The following is a 17,554-nucleotide window of genomic DNA, read 5'->3' as shown; positions in this document are numbered from 1 at the left end:
CCGGGGGGTAGACTGTATCGTCAGCACCTGATTCGAATATAGTAGGTACGTATCACAACGTAAAGAAAGCGTTTTATATTTGCTTCGTATTTTCGCTTTTTAGCATATCTGACATGACCGAAACCCTTGATATATCTAGGTTTTGGTTGATGTAGAAAATGCTAAGGCGGTAGAAAATAATGAGATGATCCGGGTCGGACATTACATGGACGGCAAAAAAAAGAAGCGATACGATTCCTCCACATGATAGGCCCGTAATGGGGAGGAACGTTTCGCAGTTACTATAAGGAGCTTATGAAGAAATCTCCTTAATACGAGCTTTGTAAAATGCAAATTGCGGGAGCTTCATCAGCATCGCCACTACGAAGAGCAGTATTCCATTAATCAGGAAAATGTATGGAATGGGAAGCAAGCTGCCCAGGACGCCTCCAAGAAGGGGCCCGATGACGAGACCCAGCTGATTAGCAGTCTGATTCAAGCTAAAAGCGCGGCCTCTGAACTCAGGTTGTGTATTCTCGACAATGGATGCGTTTAAAGCCGGAAATACCGCTGCAAAAAATAGTCCATAGACAAACCTCAACACCCCGAAGCCTACCAAGTGAGTGAATGCGATCTGCAGAACATTACCCGCGGCTCCGCCGAGAAGTCCGATAAACAGTACTTTCCCGTTACCGAGTCGTGAGCCGAGCTTTCCCCAGACCGGTGCGGCAATTAATGTGGCTATTCCCACTGCGGAGAAAATGATGCCTGAATGCAAGGATGCGGATGATTCACTTGAGCCCAGCTGAATCACATAGATCGTCAGCAGCGGCTCGACAATCATGATGGAGGTGGAGGTAATAAAAATCAAGAGCAAAATCATCATTAGGTTTCGATTCGCTGCTGCTTCCTTAAGGTCACTCCAGACCGAAGATCGCTTCTTCTCCGATTTAACAAACTGAGGCTCTTTCACCCAAAGGAAGGCGATGACGAACGCTGCAAGCACCATCACGCCCGCCACAAAGAAGGTTTCACGAGGTCCAGCCCAATGGCTGACAACGCCGCCGAATAAGGGGCCGATCACGGAAGCGGAGGCACCTGCTGTGGAGATGATCCCTAATGCATAGCCGACGTGCTTCTCCGGCGTTTGGGTGGCTACCAAGGCGATTGCCGACGGAATATATCCCGCGAGCAGACCCTCCAGGATTCTTGCAAATAACATCTCATAGGGGGTCTGGACGAGAAAGTATAGAAAATAGGCGAGGGATAAGCATAGACCCGCCCTGAGCATCATGAGCTTACGCCCGTATTTATCCGCCAAGGAGCCCCAGAAGGGAGCAATAAATGAGCTGGCCAGGAACGTAACGGCGAAGATGATCCCCGTCCAAATTTCCAGATGCTCTGTGATATGAAGATCGTTCTGAAGAAATATCGGCAGGAAGGGAAATGAAATGGAGTAGGCCATGCTGACCAGAAAAGAACCGAGCCACAACATCGCCAAATTACGCTTCCAAGAATAACTCAAGGGGATCTACATCCTTTTTCGTAACTTGATATACCCCAACAGTTTAGCACAGAATGCCCTTAGGGTGGCTTTTCTTTTTCTTGTGCAATTCGTGAACATTTCGCATTTTCTATGATTTCGCCGGACGACCTGTGTTATAGTAGTGCCATTCCAATGCTGAGGTGAGCTTTGTTGAAAACTTCCTTCAAACTAATGGCGATCGGATTATCCTTAGCGACACTGGTCGCATGCAGCAGCGAAGAATCGGCTAAGCAAGGGCACGACAATCACGCCAATCACGATATCCAGGAAAAAACAGCCTCGATCCAGGCACTTCCGACGTTTTTAGACAAGCAGCCGGACCAAGTCCGTTTGGCCTATCAAATCGCGGGTTTAAGCACGGAGCTGCTTCAATGGATTCCATGCTACTGCGGCTGCGGCGAGAGTGCGGGGCATAAAAGCAACATGAACTGCTTCGTTCAACAAATCAACCCGGACGGGTCCGTCGTATGGGATGATCATGGAACCCGCTGCGGCGTCTGTCTCAATATTGCGGTGGAATCGGCACGCATGCTGAAGGACGGCAAATCAGCTAAAGAAATCCGGGATATGATTGATCAAAACTACAAGACAGGCTATGCCAAGCCGACCCCAACTCCCAAGCCCGTTTAAGAAGCGTTTCCTATCGGGATATCATGTAGGGGCTGACCCATAAGTCCGTGAAAATATGACCATCTTATCGTTGGTCGTGGGAAAATACCTTCAGCCTAAGCTCAAACACTTGGTTGCCGTCAATAGATTAGATTATATGGAAATGACGGCAATCCAAAACTCGCGCTGAAGCTATTTTCCCACTGACTCGCAAATGAGTCCTATTTTCAAGGAACTGGGCCAGCCCTTTTGGGGTAAGTAAATAAGAAAAGTTCGCTCAACATCGAGGTAGGTCTGCTTAGTCTTGCCCATAATTTACTCAAGAAAGCGGCAGTGGGAGCCAAAGGAGCTCCAAATTCGGCGGGATAGGCTTCCTCCTTCCACTATTTCAAGCGAAATTTAGTTCCACATAAAGAAACGGGGTGTTCCCTCAAGTAGAATTTCTACTTATGGGACACCCCCTTTTTTCTTTATAATTACAATTGGACTGACTTATTGTGGAATAATCACCGCCGGAAGGGGGAAAATATTCAAAAATGAGGAATGTGAGTCGTTGAAATGGATGAAAATGCAAAGCGATTACAGGACTATCTTCTTCAGCAGCTGTCGTCTTCCGATGATTTCGTAGATCAGAAGCTCGAATTTCAAGGAAATTGTGTTCAGTTATATTATGTGAAAAGCGTTTCCGACGAGAAAAAGCTTCAAGATCAATATATCATCCCATTTTTTACCCAGTTTCCGTCTCTCCACGATTACAGCCAATATGTCAAAGCGCTGACCACTTTAAAAAAGCTGCCGGACCCGCCGTCGCTCGTGCAAGCAATGCTTCGCGGCACCGCCGTTCTGGTAGTGAATCAAGAAGTCATCCTCATTGATGCCGCCAAAAATGAAAATACGAGCTTCGGCGAAGCAACCGTAGAGAATACAGTGCAAGGCCCGAAGCACGCCTTCAGCGAGGATCTGAGCATCAATGTGAATTTACTGCGTTTCCGGTACAATCAACCTTCTTTGGTAACGGAGCATAGGGAGGTCGGTACCTTATCGCGAACACCTATATGTATTGTATATGACGAAAAGCTTGTAAATAAAGAGGTACTGAAAGAAGTAAAGAAACGGTTGGACCGGGTTCAAAGTGTTGTCATCCAAGCCGCCGCGCAGCTGCAGCTGCATTTAAACCATAAGAAACGATCCATTGTTCCGACGATGATGGTTACGGAAAGGCCGGACCGTGTTGTTTTTAATTTAGCGCAAGGAAAGGTAGTAGTGCTGATACAAGGCACTCCCTTTTGCATTGTGGTGCCTGTTGTCTTTTACGATTTTATGGCGGGGATTGACAATTTCTATCAGCATTATTGGGTTACCCGCTTCCTGGTGTTTTTGCGATACCTTGGCCTCCTGTCAAGCTTAACGCTGGCTTCCTTCTATGTGGCGTTTACATCCTATAACCCGGAGCTTCTGCGTGTTCAGCTTGCCTTATCCATAGCGGGAAGTCGGGCCCCGGTGCCCTACCCGTCTTACATCGAGGTTCTGTTTATGCTGCTTATGATGGAGCTTCTGACGGAAGCAAGTATTCGGCTGCCCAAAACGATCGGTCCGACGGCTACAACCGTAGGCGGTCTGATCTTGGGGCAGGCTGCAACGCAAGCAGGGCTTGTCAGCAACATCATGATTATTATCGTTGCTGCCGTTGCCATCACCAACTTTGTCATTCCGATTACCGAGATGCATTTCAGTATCCGTGTCTTCCGATACATAATCCTGTTTATGACCGCGTTATTCGGGCTGCCAGGCCTTGTCTTAAGCTTCTTGGGAGTGATCATCTACATGGCCGATCAAGAGAGCTTCGGACAGCCCTACTTGAAAATTTTCTTTAAGAGCCCCAAAGAAAAAACCAATTGATTTACGAGAGGGGGCGCTCCGATGAATCGGTACTTTTATTATCTTGTTCTGCTGAATATGCTGACTAACGTAATCAGTTATGTACCGCAAACCCTGATCGAGTACCGATTTAGCGGTACGATATCCTCCATGCTGATTTCCGTTCCGATCGGAACCTTGCTGATGTATACGATGATGAAATCCATTGCGCACCTCCCTCAACAGGATTTGCCTCAAATATTACAGCAAATGATGGGAAAAAAGGTGGCCGCACTCATTAAAGTCTACTGTCTCCTGCTATGGTTTTTTGCAGGGGTTATCACGATCTATGCCATCGCGGACATTACGATCCGCTATGTCAATCCGGATAATCCCATATGGCAGATTATCCTGGTCTATGTAATTATCGGCTGGTACATCGCTACCCGCAAATCACGAAACGTTCTCTATACCGTTGAAATCGTTTTGTTTCTATATGTACCTTTAATCACATTGATTTTCGCCAAATCTTTTATTAATAGAGCCTTCCACTATGACTCGGTGATCGCCACCACCGGTCATATCTTTACTCCACCCGGGTTGGAGACCTTGTCCGCCGCTACGTATATTTTCAGCGGCTATCTCAATATGGTGTTCTTTAACAAGGTGTTTCAAAAGCCGGTGGAAACCAAGCGGATCTGGATGTTCGGTCTATTGGGATTAGGTATCCTATTTACATCATTCTACATCCCCATTGGGTTTCATGGGGCAGACGGTGTGGGGGATTATACATATCCCTGGGTTAGCACAGCCGATTCCATGCGCATTGAATTAGGTATCGTTGAACGCGTCATGTACATATTTATCGTCCTTTATACCGGGATCTCCGCCATTAGTATTGGAGTGCATTGGCACGCGGTTAACCAATTGCTGACTTCTATGGTCACTGCGGACAATAAACGGGGGACGATAATCCGATTTTTAGTATTCGCTGTTTTGGGAGCTGCCGTTATCTTCATTGGGGTAATGCTGGATGAGAAAAGCATTTTCAAATTGGGCCGAATGTGGCTTATTGTTCGTTTGGCCAGTGAAGTTGTCCTAGTGGCTTTTATCTACTTTGCTGCAAGAAGGAGACGTCATGAAGCGGATAGCATGTAAACTTGCCCTATGCATCATCTTGTGCGGCGGCCTGACGGGGTGCGGCTTCAAGGACATCGATAAACGTTTTTTTGCTGTCTCCATCGCTATTGATGAGCCTGTAAACAAGGAACGCAAATACATGGTTACGATCCGTCTTGCTATTCCAAGCCCCGAAGAGAAATTTGGCGCTAATAATTCGATTCTGGTAACAGAAGAGAACGATTCAATCGCTGAAGCGCTGCGTATTGTCAAGTCCAAAATCGATAAGGAATTGGATCTCGGCCATATGAAGGCGATTATCATTGGTGAGAGTATTGCCAAAAAAGGTGAAATGCAGGAAATTTGCGACTGGTTCTTCCGGCGAAGAGACGTTCAGCAGATTGCCTGGATGGGGATCGGAAGGCCCAGAGCCATCGATGTGATTAAATTGGAGCCGAATACCGAGAGGCTGCCTTCCAATATGCTGTTTATGTTCTTCGGAGAGACTGGAACGGAAACGGGGTATGTCGTCTCCGAGTATATGTTTGACTTCCGGAGAAGGCTGACCGAGCGTGGAATCGACCCTATACTGCCGGTGCTTGAGCCGCGCGGAGGCAACCAGTTAACGATCAATCGTGTTGCGCTGCTGGATAAAAAGAAACAAAAGCTTGTTCTTACACCGCGTGAAACGAAAATATTCAATACGTTTTATCAGGGGACCGGGAAATACGACATCAGAGTCAACCAAGGCAATGATTTCTTTGTCATTGCAGCAGAGAATGTAAGGAGCCTTTTCACGATTGTTCCTCAGGCTGACGGCAAACTGAAAATCAAAGTACGGTTGAAGATAAGCGGGATCATTGAGGAAACATCGAAAACCCATTTCCGCGGCGATGAGTTACATGATCTGGAAAAGCTGGCGGAACAGACCGTACAGGAGAGGGTTCAGCTATTTCTGAAGAAGCTGCAGCAATCCGGAGTGGATCCCATTGGATTCGGATTGCGGTATAGGGCGCAGAACTGGGATCGGCAAAAGGCTTGGGACGAATGGCAGGAGCTTTATCCATCGGTTGAATTCGAGGTCATCCCTCATGTGAATATTACCAGTACCGGGGTCATTAGTTAGTCTCCTTGTCCATCGGTCAATTAAACCCTAAATATAAACCCATAAAATTATATTTCTGGATTTCAATGGATATATTAATCCGGTATTCGAAATGTAAGCAAATGGAGGTTAGGCCAGCGTATGAAGGAGGTCAGGGAGTTTGTTGATTATATACCCAAACAACCGCTCAAATGTAAAAATTGCTTGTGGGGATCCTGGAATGGCTACAAGCAATTTTGTTCCAAAATTAGCTGTATTAAAGGTAATTAGGAATGTTGACTAAGCATTAATCCGTCACGACGACATCTTCATGAAACCTTCATGATATCTTCATCAAGGTTTCATGCTGTCTTCATCGTTCCTTCATGAATTTATTCCCAAAACGTGTTATTATATATTTATGGTTAAACTATTTACAAAACTATATCTAGGAGGAAATGGAAAATGTCTCTTATTGGAACAGAAGTAAAACCTTTTAAAGCACAAGCGTATCACAATGGTAAATTCGTTGAGGTTACGGAAGCGGATTTCAAAGGGAAGTGGAGCGTTGTATGCTTCTACCCTGCAGACTTCACTTTCGTTTGCCCGACCGAGCTGGAGGATCTTCAAAACCAGTACGAAACGCTGAAAGGACTTGGTGTTGAGGTGTACTCCGTTTCCACGGACACTCACTTTACACATAAAGCATGGCATGACACCTCCGAAACGATCGGCAAAATCACTTACGTGATGATCGGCGATCCATCCCACACGATCTCCCGTAACTTCGATGTGCTGATCGAGTCCGACGGTCTTGCTGATCGCGGTACCTTCATCATCGATCCGGACGGTGTGATCCAAACCGTTGAAATTAACGCAGGCGGCATCGGCCGCGATGCAAGCACTCTTGTTACCAAGATCAAGGCAGCTCAGTATGTTCGTAACAACCCAGGCGAAGTGTGCCCTGCTAAATGGCAGGAAGGCGCTGCAACACTCAAGCCAAGCCTTGATCTCGTAGGCAAAATTTAAGGGGCACCGACATGATACTGGACGCGGATATTAAGGCACAATTAAATCAATACCTTCAGCTTATGGAAGGGGACGTGCTACTTAAGGTTAGCGCAGCGTCCGATGCGGTATCTGTTGACATGCTGGCTCTGGTGGATGAACTGGCCGGCATGTCTCCCCGAATTACGGTAGAGAAGGCTTCCTTACCGAGAACTCCAAGCTTTAGTGTGAACCGTCCCCAGGAAGATACCGGCGTTACTTTCGCCGGTATTCCTTTAGGGCACGAATTTACTTCTCTTGTGCTAGCACTGCTGCAAGTAAGCGGAAGAGCTCCTAAGGTCGAGCAGAACGTAATCGAGCAGATCAAGCGCATCAGCGGCGAATATCACTTCGAATCTTACATCAGTCTGAGCTGCCACAACTGTCCTGATGTCGTTCAGGCCCTGAACCTGATGAGCATTCTCAATCCGGGCATTACCCATACCATGATCGATGGCGCGGCGTTTAAAGAAGAAGCCGAAAGTAAAAATGTGATGGCTGTGCCGTCCGTATTCCTGAACGGCGAATTCTTCGGCAGCGGCCGGATGTCACTGGAGGAAATTGTTGCGAAGCTCGGCAATACTCCGGATGCATCCGAATTTGCTGACAAAGAGCCTTACGACGTATTGGTTGTAGGGGGCGGTCCTGCAGGTGCCAGTGCAGCCATTTATGCAGCACGTAAGGGCATTCGCACAGGTATCGTCGCAGAACGCTTTGGCGGTCAGGTAATGGATACGGTAGGTATTGAGAATTTTATTAGCGTCAAATACACCGAAGGTCCTAAGCTCGCAGCAAGCCTTGAAGAACATGTGAAAGAATACGGAATTGATGTTATGAAGCTGCAGCGTGCCAAGCGTCTCGAAAGAAAGGACTTTATCGAGGTAGAGCTTGAGAACGGTGCAGTGCTAAAGAGCAAGACCGTTATCCTTTCCACGGGGGCACGCTGGCGTAACGTTGGCGTTCCGGGCGAAGCCGAGTTCAAGAACAAAGGTGTGGCTTATTGCCCTCACTGTGACGGCCCGATATTCGCAGGCAAGCATGTTGCGGTCATTGGCGGCGGTAACTCAGGTATTGAGGCGGCGATTGATCTTGCCGGCATTGTGAGCCATGTTACGGTTCTTGAGTTTATGCCGGAGCTGAAAGCGGATGCCGTGCTTCAGAAGCGTCTTTACAGCTTGCCGAACGTCACGGTTCTCAAGAACGTACAAACGAAAGAAATTACCGGTACGGACAAAGTAAACGGGATTTCTTACATCGAACGCGATACGGGAACCGTTCAGCATATTGAACTGCAGGGTGTCTTTGTACAAATCGGACTTGTACCTAATACGGATTGGTTAGGCGATACGGTGGAACGCACACGAATGGGCGAGATCGTCGTGAATAGTCACGGCGCTACGAACGTACCCGGCGTGTTTGCCGCGGGAGATTGCACGAACAGCCCTTATAAGCAGATTATTATCTCTATGGGATCGGGCGCAACCGCAGCCTTAGGCGCATTCGATTACTTGATTCGAAATTGATAGAATTTAATGTTAAACGTCCCTTTACGGGACGTTTTTCTGTTTACTTACTTGAAGGATTTCCCTGCATTGAGAGAGAAGATAATATGCATAGACCAGTCAGACGACAGGAGGCTAAATCAATGAAAATCGCATTTATCGGATTGGGAACCATGGGGAAGCCGATGGCTATGAATTTGCATAAAGCAGGGTTTTCCCTGATTGTTTATAATCGTAACCGGGATAGAACGCGGGAATTTGAAACCCTTTCCAATGTAGAATTGGCATCCTCTCCGCAAGAAGCCGCTGCACAGGCGGAGATCGTCATCACTATGCTGACGGATGATCAAGCCGTGGAGGAAGTCTATTTGGGTGAGAAGGGGATTCTCTCCGCTTGTAAGGAAGCTGCGAAGAGCAAGCCGCGTATAGTTGTGGACTGTAGTACAATCTACCCCGTTACCAGCCAAAGGCTGGCTGAACAGCTCGCCGTCTGCGGTGTGGAGATGCTGGATGCGCCGGTTACGGGCAGTGAACCTCAGGCTATTGAGGGTGTGCTGACATTTATTGTAGGCGGAAGTCAAGAAGCCTATGAAGCTTGCTCGCCGTTGTTTGAAGCGATGGGCAAGAAAGCTGTATACATGGGACCAAGCGGCTCGGGGGCGAATGCCAAGCTGGCCAATAACATGCTTGTCGCTGCGAACTTGACGGCACTTGCGGAGAGCTTGACCATCGTTCAGAAATCCGGCGGCGATCCGGAGCTGTTCCTGGAGGTGCTCTCCGGTGGAGGCGGACGAAGCGGAATGGCCGAGATGAAAGGCCCCAAAATATTGCAGCGTGACTTCACCGCACAATTCATGGCTCAGCTGATGTTCAAGGATTTGAAGCTTGCGGGCCGACTTGCGGAATCGCTGGAGGTACCGGTGCCGATGCAAGCGGCTGTACAGCAAATTTTTCAAATTGCATGCAACAGCGGTTGGGGGACGGAGGACATGAGTGCAATTGCGAAATGTTACGAAGCCTGGGCAAGCACTACGATTGGCCGAAACTAATGGGAGAAGAAAGGAGTAGGTAACCGATGGATATGATAAACTGGGCAGGCAATTACAGGTACAGTACGTCTAAGATGCACGTTCCCGAGCATGTCGAGGAGCTTCAAGAAGTGGTGGCGCGGAGCCGACATATCAAGGTGCTTGGTACACGTCATTCATTTAACGGGATTGCCGACTCAACCGGCAGCTTCGTATCTCTTCAGAAGCTGAACCGGGTAATCACGTTGGATCGTGTACATCATAGGGTAACGGTCGAAGCCGGAATTCGGTACGGAGAGCTTTGTCGATATCTTCACGATAACGGTTATGCGCTGCATAATTTGGCCTCGCTGCCGCACATTACCGTTGCGGGCGCATGTGCCACGGCGACACATGGTTCCGGTGATCGAAACGGCAATTTAGCTACCGCCGTGCATTCGCTTGAAATGGTCAATGCGGACGGAGAGACTGTCATGTTCTCACGTGATCTAGAAGATAGGGGCATTGCCGGGGCTGCGGTGAATTTGGGGGGATTGGGCGTAGTAACGAAGATGACCTTCGATGTCCTTCCAGCATTTGATATGCTGCAATTCGTCTACGAAAACTTGCCACTGGCTCAGCTGAAAGAGAATTTTCATGAAATTTTCTCCAGCGCTTATAGCGTCAGCTTATTCACGGATTGGAAGAAACCGATATTCAACCAAGTTTGGCAAAAGCGGAAAATGGGCGAGCCTAATTCCAGTTCTGCAGAACCGGAGTTTTTCGGGGCGACACTAGCTGCTGACCATAGGCATCCGGTACCGGGCTGTACCGCGGAGAATTGTACCGAACAGCTGGGTATTCCAGGACCATGGCACGAACGAATGCCGCATTTCCGTATGGATTTCACTCCAAGCGCCGGAGAAGAGCTGCAAAGCGAATATTTCGTGTCGCGGCGAGATGCTTATCAGGCACTATGTGAGATTGACCGTATAAGGGATTCAATATCGCCATTGCTTTATGTTTCTGAGGTTCGCACGATTGCTCAAGATAACCTATGGATGAGTCCTTGTTACGAACAGGATTCGGTCGGTATCCACTTTACATGGAAACCGAATTGGGAAGCGGTCCGGCAAGTGCTGCCGCTTCTTGAAAAGCAGCTGGCTCCCTTTGATGCCCGCCCCCACTGGGGGAAGTTGTTTACCATGCCGGCGGAAAGACTGCAATCGTTATATAGTAAGCTGCCTGCCTTTCAACAATTGATCCGCCAATGCGACCCGCACGGGAAGTTCCGAAACGATTATTTGAGCAAGTATCTGATGTAACTGTTGATAACGCAAGAAGCCGACCGCAATGGTCGGCTTTTGTATTTTTATCCATTGAAGAGTAGAGGTGCAGGAGGAATGATAATTGTAACTATACGAAAGTTGTTTCGTACTATTTTAACAACGAATCCGGGAAGAGGTTGTTTACATGAGGTTTATAGCGAGCTTACTCACACGTATATAAGGTCCCGAAAAAGGGGAGGGGGGAGGTAGCTGTCTCAAATGAACGACTTGAGGCAGCTCCCTTGATTTTAAGTGAAAGCTTTACGATCCGATATATAGCAAGCGATGCCAAGCAGCAAGGCAAGTCCAACCAGCATGGCTCCGACCCAAGGGAGCGAAGTCATCGGCATATGAAGGATGACCATGCCACCGATAAAAGCGCCCGTCGCGTTGCCTAAATTGCCCGCCGAGTGGCTTGTGGTGGATGCCAGCGCTGGCGCTGACCGAGCCAAACGCATAATTCGCACCTGCATCCCCGGAAATACCGCGAAGGAAGCAGCCCCCCAAAGGAAGATCGTAACGATAGCGGCGATTGGATGATGTACGGTAAAGGTAAATATCGTCAGAATGACGCAAATGGTAAAATAAATACCAAGTATGGAAGGCATAAGCTTCCAATCCGCCAGCCTTCCGCCGATGATATTGCCGGCAGTTACTCCGCAGCCGAACAGAATCAGGATCCAGGTGACGCTATGCTCGGCAAACCCGGTAATTTCAACCAGCAGCGGCGTAATGTAGGTAAACACCGAAAAAAGACCGGCGTTGCCCAGTACCGCGATGAGCAGGAAGACGAGCAGCTTTCGGTTCAGCAGTGCCGCCAACTGCTGCAATGCGCTTGCGGGCGGATCCTGCTTGAGCCGCGGGATAAAGGCCAGGATGCCTATCAGCGTTACGGCTCCCATTAGGGCAATGGAGCCGAAGGAGGCTCGCCAACCCCAATGCTGACCGATGTAGGTGCCGAGCGGAACGCCGATAATATTCGCGATGGTGAGGCCGGCCATCATCATGGACACGGCGCCGGCCCGTTTCTCGGGAGAGACGAGGCTGGATGCAATGACGGCCCCGACACCGAAGAACGTCCCGTGCGTCAGGGCAGTGATCATCCGGGCGAGCAGTAAGACTGCATAATTCGGGGCGATCACCGATATGACGTTACCAAGGATGAATAACCCCATAAGCAAACAGAGCAGTTTTTTTTGCGGAATTTTGTGCGTAAGCATGGTCAATAAAGGAGCGCCGACGGCAACAGCCAGCGCATACATCGTGATAAGCTGGCCTGCGGCCGAAATGCTCACGTGCAAATCCTCGGCGACATTGGGCAGCAGGCCCATAATAACAAATTCGGTCATGCCGATCGCAAACGCACCGGCAGTTAAAGACAATAAAGCGAGGGAAGACGAGCTGCGTGAAGCCTTTTCCCTAATTCTTGGTTGTAGTAATTCCATTGGATGTCTGTTCCTTTCGACGATTTCATGATGCCGGAATGATTTCTTTTCCTACTCGCGCCTGACAGCATGAATCCTATTATTTGTGTTATCGTGAAAATAAGCAACCCTATTACGTTAAAAATTTGTGTCGGTTGCCTTTCTTTACGGTGATTGACAGTAATGCCGAAATTCCTTAGCATTCAGAGCATCGATGACATTATTTGTAAAGGTGATAAAACAATGATAATCAGAAAACTAGAGCGTAATGAAAACTATCCGATGGAACTATTGCTATTAGCAGACCCTTCGCAAGAGCTTATCGAGGACTATGTAGAAAGAGGGGATTGTTATATAGCCGAAGCTGACAATCAAATGATTGGAACCTACGTGCTTTTACCTACAAGACCTGCAACGGTTGAACTGGTTAACATTGCCGTTACGGAGCCAATGCACGGCAGAGGTATTGGGAAACAGCTGGTCCAGCATGCCATTCAAACAGCTGCTTCGAAGGGCTTTAAAACAATAGAGGTTGGCACCGGAAATTCGAGCTTAGGACAATTAGCCCTTTATCAAAAGTGCGGTTTCAGAATAGTTGGGATTGATATGGATTTCTTCACCAGACATTATCCGGAGGAAATCTATGAGAACGGGATACGCTGTAGAGATATGATTCGACTTTCCCAGGATTTATAGAAGGGATTTCACTCATGGGAGATTCAGAGAAATTGTGGCAAATTTCGACTCGTCCCAGCGGCATATATTCATCCGTAGGGTTTGCTAGTATAATGAAATCATTCTAATCTACAAGTAGAAATGAGTGTGCTTCCGTTTGCTCAATAAGTATCAGCTCATGTTCTTACAACAGCTGGAACAAACGACGTCTGCCTGGCTGCAAGCGGGGCAACGAGCTGTAAATATACCGCACCGCGAGGTGTACCGCCTCCTGCACTCCGTACGCGGAACGGCAGGTACGATAGGGCTGCCTCGGTTCTCCGAGGTTGCGGGCGAGCTGCTGCAGCAGCTTGAGGAGGAGAGCGATCGACAGTGGCCGCAGGAGGAGCTTGGGGCGTATCTTCGCGAGCTGCTCTCACTGGCTGACGAAACCAAAGCGGGTGAGTATCCGGCACAGGAGGCCGGGATCACCACGCTTCCTGCCGCAAAAGCTTCCGACGCGGTGCGGGAAGCCGGCAGGGAAAAGGAACACGTTATTTTATTAATAGATGACGATGCGGCACTGCTGCAGCTGATCAAGGATGCGCTGGAGGCGGAGGGCTGGATGGTTGTAACCGCAACCGATGGCGAGCAGGCCATTCGTCTGTTCTTCGAGATGCGGCCGGACTGCGTTATGCTGGATGCGGTACTGGGGGATACCAGCGGCTTCGAGATCATGGATACGATCCGCGAGCAGGCGCTTGTGAGCTTCGTACCGATCGTCATGATGAGCGGCAAGAACGATAAGGCGACGCGCATTCGATGCTATGAAGGCGGCGGCGACGCCTTCTGCCCGAAGCCGGTCGATTTGGAGGAACTCGTGCCTCGTCTGCGGCGATTGCTGGTTAGACGCCAGCAGCTGAAGCAGTTGCTGCTACAGGATCCTCTGACCGGAGCCTATACGCTTGGTTTTTATCCTATGGAAATGCAGCGCAGGGTAACTGCGGGAGCGAGCGGCGGGCAGCCGTTTGCTCTGCTCTGCGCGGACGTCGACGGCTTCGCCGATATAAACGACACCTACGGACACATGCACGGCAACCGGCTGCTGAAGCAGTTCGTTCAGTTGGCCGAGGAAATTGGCGGGAGCGGCAGCGTCCTTTTCCGCGACTATGGCGACAGGTTCTACATACTGACGGGGTTCTCAGGCGAAGAGCAAGGTAAGCAATTGGCGGAGGCGTTGGTCAACCGCATGGCGCAAAGTCGGCTTCAGACATCGAAAGGGACGTTCTCGCGCACCTTGTCGGTAGGCGTGGCGGAGATCCGCCCCTCTGGGGAGGCGCCGGAGGTTTGGCTCGAGAGAGCGAAAGCGGCGCTGCAGCAGGCGAAGCGAGAGGGCGGCAATACGGTTCGGAGCTTCGAGACGCAACAGGCGGTAGCCGTGAAGCAGACGGCGATAAGGCTGGCGATCATCGACGATGACCCACTGCTATGCAAGCTGCTGGCCCGCCAGCTTAGGGATATCGGAGGGGCCGATGTACAGATCGATCTGCGGGTGTATGCCGACGGCGAGCTGTTCTTCGAGGATCCATGGCATAACCAGCCTGGCAGCTACCTGATTGTTCTGGATAAGATGATGCCGAAGATGAACGGCATGGAGGTGCTGCGACGGCTTCGGGCGCATTATGACAGACGCCGATACAAAATCCTGATGCTCACGGGGGTCGACGCCGATCAGGATGTCGTCACCGCGCTCGAGGAAGGCACGGACGACTATTTGACCAAGCCGTTCAGCCTGCCGGAGCTCGAAGCGCGCATCCGTCGCTTTATCCGGGGGATTGTGAAATGACGGACGTCCAGGAAGTGTTACGCTACACCCTCTATGCCACGCTTGGCATCGTTACGCTGCTGATCTTATTATTCTTGTATTTGCTCGTCGTGAAGCTATATACGCTGCGACAGGACGCGTTTCAGAAGCAAGAGCTCGAGGAGATCGCCGCAGAAGGGTCCGCAATGGACCGGTATTTGGTGGCAGGCGATATTTCCAGGCGGGCCGTTCCGCGGACAGAGCTGCAGTACGATATCTACGAGCGCTATTTGCTGCATCGGCAGAAGCTGACCCGTTCCCTAACCGAACACGGCTATATTATCGAATATGCTCATACGTATTTAACGGAAAGGCTTCGCAGGAAGCTGAGGAGCAAGAAGCGCTCCGTACGAATGAATGCCATGTACTCCATAGTAAGATTTAAGATGACGGAGGTCGCGCCGCTTCTGCTGGAGCTATCGGAGAACAAGAAGCTGCACCAGCAGGAGTGGTTCATGATTTGCCGGGTTATAGCCGCTTTTCAGCGGGAGGAAGCATTGGCTTGGCTAACGGATGACAGGCGGGAGCTTCCCGTATTTGTCATTCGCCAAATGCTGCTGGTCTTGTCGGAGTCCGCGCTGCTTCATCTCGCGGAGCGGTACGATTCGTTACCTTCACGGCTGCAGGGACATCTGCTGGATGTGCTGCGCATCCGCAACGCCAGGACGGAGAGTGTGCTCTCGCTGTTCGAACGCATGCTGAACTCAGAGGATGGGGAACAGCGCATCCGCGCCTTAAAGGGAATTGCGAACTTCGGCTGGATGAGTGATGAAGCGTTAGAGGCCTTGGCCGTTCGCCTTGACGAAAGCTCGCCTGCCGCTTGGTTTGAACGACTGATGACGATTCGGCTCATGGGCAGCCTGAGGGATGACCGCTTCCTCCCCTACCTGGAGCACTGGATCGGTGACAGCCATTATCTGGTGCGAATCGAAACCGCCAAATCGATCTCGAGGTTTAAATATGGGCCCGAGACGCTGCAGCGAATTGCGGAGCATCACCCGGACCGCTATGCGAGGGAAATGGCTGGGGAAAGGCTGGTGGCGATGGAATGAATTTAGGCAATGCAGAGTGGCTGTACTCGCTGTTGGATGGATTGAATATGCTCTTGATCGTTTATGTCATCTGTGTATCCATCTTCTATATGCTGCTGTTCTTCGCATCGGCCAAACAGATTCGCGCGGAGAGAGGACTTGGCGCCGCTGTCTACGAGGATGCGCTGAATTCCGCCTTTACGCCGCCGCTATCCATAATCGTGCCTGCGTATAACGAGGAAGTGGGCATTGTTTCCAGTATTCGCTCGCTGCTCAGCATCAGCTATCGGGAGTATGAAATTATTGTGGTCAATGACGGCTCGAAGGACAGCACCATCGAGAGAGTCGTCGCGGAATTCGATATGGTCGAAATGAAGGGCAAGATCGTCTGGAGCGGACTGCGCAAGGAGGTCAAGCCCATCCGGCGGGTCTACCGCTCCCGTATGCACATGAACCTGTTCCTGATCGACAAAGAGAATGGCGGCAAGTCGGATGCACTCAATGCGGGCATCAATTTGTCCAAGTATCCCTATTTCGTTTCACTGGATGGCGATACGGTGCTGGAGCAGGATGCTTTCTTGAAGGTAGTCCGGCCCATTATGGAGGCGCGTCCGGGGGAAGAGGTCATCTGCACCGGCGGCAGCGTCGGTATTGCCAACGGCAGCGAGATCGTCAGCGGGCATTTGGCCGCAGACCGGATCGGATTGTCTCGCAACAAGCTTGTGGTTATGCAAGTGATCGAATATTTGCGCGGCTTCCTCATGGGGCGCATTGCTCTGGGCAAATACAATGTGCTGTTGATCGTATCCGGCGCGTTCGGCGTGTTCCGCAAGGATTGGGTAATCGCTGCAGGCGGTTATGAGGTCGGTACGGTAGGCGAAGATATGGAGCTGATCGTACGGCTTCACCGCCTGATCCGCGAGAGGAAGAGCAATGCCAAGATCGTCTACATCCCGGATACGGTCTGCTGGACGGAAGCACCGGAGTCGATGGCCGTTCTGAAGCGGCAGCGTACCCGCTGGCACCGGGGGCTATTCGAGAGCATCTGGCGGCATAAAAAAATGCTGCTGAATCCAAGATACGGTCGCATCGGTCTGGTGGCGATGCCCTACTACTTGTTCGTAGAGCTGCTTGGGCCGCTCGTGGAGGTGCTAGGGTATATCAACGTAGTGATCAATGTGATTCTTGGCGACGTGTATTATCCGATGGCCGCGCTTCTGTTCGTCGCGCTGCTCATTTACGGCTCCTTCCTCTCCATGGGCGCGGTACTTCTTGAGGAGTGGAGCATGCGCAAATATCCGCTGCCCTCGCACTTGATCCGCTTGTTTCTCTATTCGGCGTCCGAGACGTTCTGGTACCGCCCGATCATGACCTGGTGGCGGTTAATCGGACTCTTCGAAGCAATCAGAGGCAAGAAGCACGGCTGGGGGGATATGGCGCGCAAGGCCGGCGTCATGGATTCGCGCAAGAGCACAGCACCGCCCGGATAATGGATCGCGGCTC

The 17,554-nt window shown here is 50.3% G+C and carries 14 protein-coding genes; 12 read left to right on the top strand and 2 right to left on the bottom strand.

What is annotated here, in order from left to right; genetic code table 11:
- Positions 1–292: 292 nt before the first annotated feature.
- The gene (locus QMO62_RS28060) at positions 293–1,504 is read right to left on the bottom strand and encodes an MFS transporter (protein WP_284645799.1); all 1,212 of its coding nucleotides are present in this window, start codon (positions 1,502–1,504) and stop codon (positions 293–295) included.
- Positions 1,505–1,696: 192 nt separating this feature from the next.
- Between QMO62_RS28060 and QMO62_RS28055 the strand changes: the two genes are divergently transcribed.
- The 8 genes from QMO62_RS28055 (at position 1,697) to QMO62_RS28020 (ending at position 11,075) form a co-directional block, all read left to right on the top strand.
- Positions 1,697–2,155: a PCYCGC motif-containing (lipo)protein gene (locus QMO62_RS28055; RefSeq protein ID WP_284645798.1), complete on the top strand. Its 459-nt coding sequence runs from the start codon at positions 1,697–1,699 to the stop codon at positions 2,153–2,155.
- A 537-nt stretch (positions 2,156–2,692) separates the two neighbouring features.
- On the top strand, positions 2,693–4,033 hold the full coding sequence (locus tag QMO62_RS28050; RefSeq protein ID WP_284645797.1) for a spore germination protein: 1,341 nt from the start codon (positions 2,693–2,695) through the stop codon (positions 4,031–4,033).
- 21 nt (positions 4,034–4,054) lie between these two features.
- Entirely contained in the window at positions 4,055–5,149 is a 1,095-nt protein-coding gene (locus QMO62_RS28045) for a GerAB/ArcD/ProY family transporter (RefSeq protein ID WP_284645796.1), read from the top strand.
- A complete protein-coding gene (locus QMO62_RS28040; RefSeq protein WP_284645795.1) occupies positions 5,130–6,236 on the top strand; it encodes a Ger(x)C family spore germination protein in 1,107 nt (368 codons plus the stop codon). Before QMO62_RS28045 ends, QMO62_RS28040 begins: the two co-directional genes overlap by 20 nt.
- Before the next feature lie 423 nt (positions 6,237–6,659).
- Positions 6,660–7,223, top strand: coding sequence for an alkyl hydroperoxide reductase subunit C (gene ahpC, locus QMO62_RS28035; RefSeq protein WP_284645794.1), 564 nt, complete (start codon positions 6,660–6,662; stop codon positions 7,221–7,223).
- Positions 7,224–7,234: 11 nt separating this feature from the next.
- Positions 7,235–8,764: an alkyl hydroperoxide reductase subunit F gene (gene ahpF, locus QMO62_RS28030; protein WP_284645793.1), complete on the top strand. Its 1,530-nt coding sequence runs from the start codon at positions 7,235–7,237 to the stop codon at positions 8,762–8,764.
- 86 nt (positions 8,765–8,850) lie between these two features.
- Positions 8,851–9,792: an NAD(P)-dependent oxidoreductase gene (locus tag QMO62_RS28025; protein ID WP_284645792.1), complete on the top strand. Its 942-nt coding sequence runs from the start codon at positions 8,851–8,853 to the stop codon at positions 9,790–9,792.
- A 26-nt stretch (positions 9,793–9,818) separates the two neighbouring features.
- The gene (locus QMO62_RS28020) at positions 9,819–11,075 is read left to right on the top strand and encodes an FAD-binding protein (RefSeq protein ID WP_284645791.1); all 1,257 of its coding nucleotides are present in this window, start codon (positions 9,819–9,821) and stop codon (positions 11,073–11,075) included.
- A gap of 251 nt (positions 11,076–11,326) precedes the next feature.
- Here QMO62_RS28020 and QMO62_RS28015 read toward each other — a convergent pair whose 3' ends face one another.
- Entirely contained in the window at positions 11,327–12,523 is a 1,197-nt protein-coding gene (locus tag QMO62_RS28015; protein ID WP_284645790.1) for an MFS transporter, read from the bottom strand.
- Positions 12,524–12,745: 222 nt separating this feature from the next.
- Between QMO62_RS28015 and QMO62_RS28010 the strand changes: the two genes are divergently transcribed.
- The 4 genes from QMO62_RS28010 to QMO62_RS27995 all read left to right on the top strand — a co-directional run bounded on the left by QMO62_RS28010 (position 12,746) and on the right by QMO62_RS27995 (position 17,541).
- Positions 12,746–13,198, top strand: a complete 453-nt coding sequence (locus tag QMO62_RS28010; RefSeq protein ID WP_284645788.1) for a GNAT family N-acetyltransferase — start codon at positions 12,746–12,748, stop codon at positions 13,196–13,198.
- A 157-nt stretch (positions 13,199–13,355) separates the two neighbouring features.
- Complete coding sequence (locus tag QMO62_RS28005; protein ID WP_284645787.1) at positions 13,356–15,002, top strand: response regulator; 1,647 nt, start codon at positions 13,356–13,358, stop codon at positions 15,000–15,002.
- Positions 14,999–16,072 carry a HEAT repeat domain-containing protein gene (locus QMO62_RS28000; RefSeq protein WP_284645786.1) on the top strand — a complete coding sequence of 358 codons (1,074 nt, stop codon included), beginning with the start codon at positions 14,999–15,001 and terminating at the stop codon, positions 16,070–16,072. The genes QMO62_RS28005 and QMO62_RS28000 overlap by 4 nt, the downstream gene beginning before the upstream one ends.
- The gene (locus QMO62_RS27995; protein WP_284645785.1) at positions 16,069–17,541 is read left to right on the top strand and encodes a glycosyltransferase family 2 protein; all 1,473 of its coding nucleotides are present in this window, start codon (positions 16,069–16,071) and stop codon (positions 17,539–17,541) included. The genes QMO62_RS28000 and QMO62_RS27995 overlap by 4 nt, the downstream gene beginning before the upstream one ends.
- Positions 17,542–17,554 lie beyond the last annotated feature (13 nt).

This window comes from Paenibacillus silviterrae, from assembly GCF_030167925.1.
Classification (GTDB): Bacteria; Bacillota; Bacilli; order Paenibacillales; family NBRC-103111; genus Paenibacillus_G; species Paenibacillus_G silviterrae.
The sequence above is the reverse complement of the archived record's forward strand: the minus strand, read 5'-3'. Positions and strand labels throughout refer to the sequence as shown.